General features: G+C 72.7%; 4 protein-coding genes. All 4 read left to right on the forward strand.

The window, feature by feature from the left end; all coding sequences use genetic code 11:
* Positions 1-511 (forward strand): ABC transporter ATP-binding protein (locus MFF42_RS24735; protein ID WP_238258586.1); only part of this gene is annotated, 511 nt, incomplete at its 5' end.
* The gene (locus tag MFF42_RS24740) at positions 508-1,377 is read left to right on the forward strand and encodes a branched-chain amino acid ABC transporter permease (protein WP_238258588.1); all 870 of its coding nucleotides are present in this window, start codon (positions 508-510) and stop codon (positions 1,375-1,377) included. The genes MFF42_RS24735 and MFF42_RS24740, both read left to right, overlap by 4 nt.
* A 4-nt stretch (positions 1,378-1,381) precedes the next feature.
* Positions 1,382-2,476, forward strand: a complete 1,095-nt coding sequence (locus MFF42_RS24745; protein ID WP_238258590.1) for a branched-chain amino acid ABC transporter permease — start codon at positions 1,382-1,384, stop codon at positions 2,474-2,476.
* The coding region (locus MFF42_RS24750; RefSeq protein ID WP_373875225.1) for an acetyl-CoA C-acyltransferase at positions 2,476-3,263 on the forward strand (788 nt) is incomplete at its 3' end. The genes MFF42_RS24745 and MFF42_RS24750, both read left to right, overlap by 1 nt.

Below are 3,263 nucleotides of genomic sequence, written 5' to 3' on the forward strand. Positions count from 1 at the left end.
CGGCCTGCCGCCGGCCGAGATCATGCGCCGCGGCATCGCCATGGTGCCGGAGGGGCGGCGGCTGTTCCCCTCGCTCAGCGTGGAGGAGAACCTTCTGGTCGGCGCATGGGGGCGGAAGGGCGGCGGCCGCTGGACGCTGGACAGCCTCTACGCCCTCTTCCCCGTGCTGGCCGAGCGGCGGAGAAGCCCCGGCACCGCCCTCTCCGGCGGGCAGCAGCAGATGGTGGCGATCGGCCGGGCGCTGATGTCCAACCCAAAGCTCCTGCTCTGCGACGAGATCAGCCTCGGCCTCGCCCCGGTGGTGATCCGCGACATCTACGCCGCGCTGCCGGCGATCAAGGCGGAGGGAACAAGCCTCGTCGTGGTCGAGCAGGACGTGGTGAAGGCCCTCGCTGTCGCCGACCACGTGGTCTGCCTCCAGGAAGGCCGCATGACGCTGGAGGGCGCCCCGGCCGGACTGACCCGCGAGGCCATCCACGACGCCTATTTCGGCGCACGGGAGGGGCGATGACCACCTTCCTCGACATCCTCCTGCAGGGCGCCCTGCTCGGCGGCCTCTACGCCCTGTTCGGCGCCGGCCTTGCGCTGATCTTCGGGGTGATGCGCCTCGTCAACCTGGCCCATGGCGACTTCATCATCCTCGCCGCCTTCCTGATCCTCGCCATCGGCCAGGGGCTCGGGCTCGATCCGTTCCTCTCCGCCGGGCTCGCCCTGCCGGTGCTGTTCGCGTTCGGATACGTGCTTCAGGTGGGCCTGCTCAACCGGGTGCTCGGCCGCGACATCCTCCCCCCGCTGCTGACGACCTTCGGGCTGTCGATCATCGTGCAGAACGGCCTGCTCGAAACCTTCTCCGCCGACAACCGACGCCTCGCCGCCCCCGCGATCGAGGCCGCCTCGATCCCGCTCGGCGGCGGCATGGCGGTCGGCGTGGTGCCGCTCATGGCCTTCGCCACCGCCGTGCTGGCGATCCTCGCGCTCAACGGCCTGTTCTTCCGCACCCCCGTCGGCCGCGCCTTCCGCGCCGTCTCCGACGACCCGGTCACGGCGCAGCTGATGGGCATCGACAACCGCCGCATCTTCGGGCTCGCCATGGCGGTCGCGGTGGTGCTGGCGGCCCTCGCCGGCCTGTTCTTCGGCCTGCGGGCCAACTTCGACCCCAGCGTCGGCCCCGCGCGCCTCATCTATGCCTTCGAGGCGGTGATCATCGGCGGCCTCGGCTCGTTCTGGGGCACGCTGGCGGGCGGCATGGTGCTCGGCATCGCCCAGACCGCCGGCGCCTCGATCAACCCCGAATGGCAGATCCTGGCCGGCCACGTCGCGTTTCTCGCCATCCTCGCGGTGCGCCCGCGCGGCCTCTTCCCCCGGGCGGTGGACTGAGCCGATGAGCAGCCTCGTCAGCCCCGCCGTCCCCGCGGCAGCCCAAGGGTCCGGCCGCCTCCGCGTCGTCACCCGCACCCCGGCCTCCCTCGCCGCGGGCTTGGTCGCCCTCCTGGTCGTGACCGCCCTCGCCGCGGCGCCGCTCTGGGCCGGGCGCGGGCTGATCCAGGATCTCTTCTTCGTCCTCACCATGCTGGCGCTGGCCCAATACTGGAACCTGCTCGCCGGCTTCGCCGGCCTCGTCTCCGTCGGCCAGCAGGCTTTCGTCGGCCTCGGCGCCTACCTGATGTTCGCCCTGGTGATCGGCGCCGGCCTCGACCCCGTTCTCTCGATCCTCCTCGCCGCGGTCGGCACGGCCGCGATCGCCGTCCCCGTGACCTTCCTGGTCTTCCGCCTGCACGGCGCCTACTTCGCCGTCGGCACCTGGGTGGTGGCCGAGGCGTTCCGGCTCGTCGCCGCGCAGGTCAAGGGCCTCGGCGGCGGCACCGGCACGGCGCTGCCCAAATCCGCCACCAACGACGCCGCCTGGGTCACCGTCGTGGCCGACGCCCTGCATCTGCGCTCGGCCGTCGCCCGCGACGTCACCGCCTACTGGCTGGCGCTCGCCGTCGCGGTCGCCACCATCGCCCTGGTCTATGCCCTGCTGCGGTCGCGCCAGGGCCTCGCCCTCGCTGCCATCCGCGACAACGAGGGCGCGGCCGGCAGCGTCGGCGTCGCGGCGGCGCGGGCCAAGCGCTGGGTGTTCGTGCTCGCCGCCTTCGGCACCGGGCTCGTCGGCGCGCTCATCTACCTCCAGAAGGCGCGCCTCTCGCCCGACGCCGCTTTCTCCCTGCTCGACTGGACGGCGAACGTCATCTTCATCGTGGTGATCGGCGGCATCGGTACCATCGAGGGGCCGATCGTCGGCGTGCTGGTGTTCTACCTGCTCCAGGACCAGCTCGCCGCCTTGGGCGCCTGGTACCTGATGCTGCTCGGCGCCCTCGCCATCCTTGTCATGGCCGTCGCCCCCCGCGGCCTGTGGGGCACGCTGGCGGACCGCTACGACCTCGCCCTGTTCCCGATCCGCCGCCGCCTCGTCGTCACGCAGGAGCGTCCCTGATGTCCGCCTACGTCGTCGATGCCCTGCGCACCCCCTTCGGCCGCTTCGGCGGCGCGCTCGCGGGCGTGCGGACCGACGACCTCGCCGCCGTGCCGATCCGGGCGCTGCTCGTCCGCCAGCCCGGACTCGACCCCGCCGCGATCGACGAGGTGATCCTCGGCTGCGCCAACCAAGCTGGCGAGGACAACCGCAACGTCGCCCGCATGGCGGCCCTGCTCGCGGGCCTGCCCGAGACCGTGCCCGGAACCACCGTCAACCGCCTGTGCGGCTCGGGCCTCGACGCCATCGCCATCGCGGCCCGGCAGATCGCGGTCGGCGAGGCCGATCTCGTCATCGCCGGTGGCGTGGAGAGCATGTCCCGCGCGCCCTTCGTCATGCCGAAGGCGGACGCCGCGTTCTCCCGCCGCGCCGAGATCCACGACACCACCATCGGCTGGCGCTTCGTCAACCCGGCGATGCGCGCGGCCTACGGCACCGACTCGATGCCCGAGACCGGCGAGACCGTCGCCGCCGAGTTCGGCGTCGCCCGGGCGGACCAGGACGCCTTCGCCCTGCGCAGCCAGCAGCGCGCGGCGAAGGCGCAGACCTCCGGGCGGTTCGCCGAGGAGATCGTCCCCGTCGAGGTGAGGGGCCGCAAGGGCTCGCTGACCGTGGATGCCGACGAGCACCTGCGCCCCGAGATAACCCTGGAAGCCTTGGCCACGCTCAAGCCGATCGTGCGGCCGGACGGCACCGTCACCGCCGGCAACGCCTCGGGCGTGAACGACGGGGCCGCCGCCGTGCTCGT

It is taken from the genome of Methylorubrum podarium (assembly GCF_022179745.1).
Lineage (GTDB): Bacteria > Pseudomonadota > Alphaproteobacteria > Rhizobiales > Beijerinckiaceae > Methylobacterium > Methylobacterium podarium.

Bases quoted from the DNA above. Each gene is read 5' to 3' on its own strand.
- MFF42_RS24740 (WP_238258588.1), top strand. From the start codon at position 508: ATGACCACCTTCCTCGACATCCTCCTGCAGGGCGCCCTGCTCGGCGGC.
- MFF42_RS24745 (WP_238258590.1), top strand. From the start codon at position 1,382: ATGAGCAGCCTCGTCAGCCCCGCCGTCCCCGCGGCAGCCCAAGGGTCC.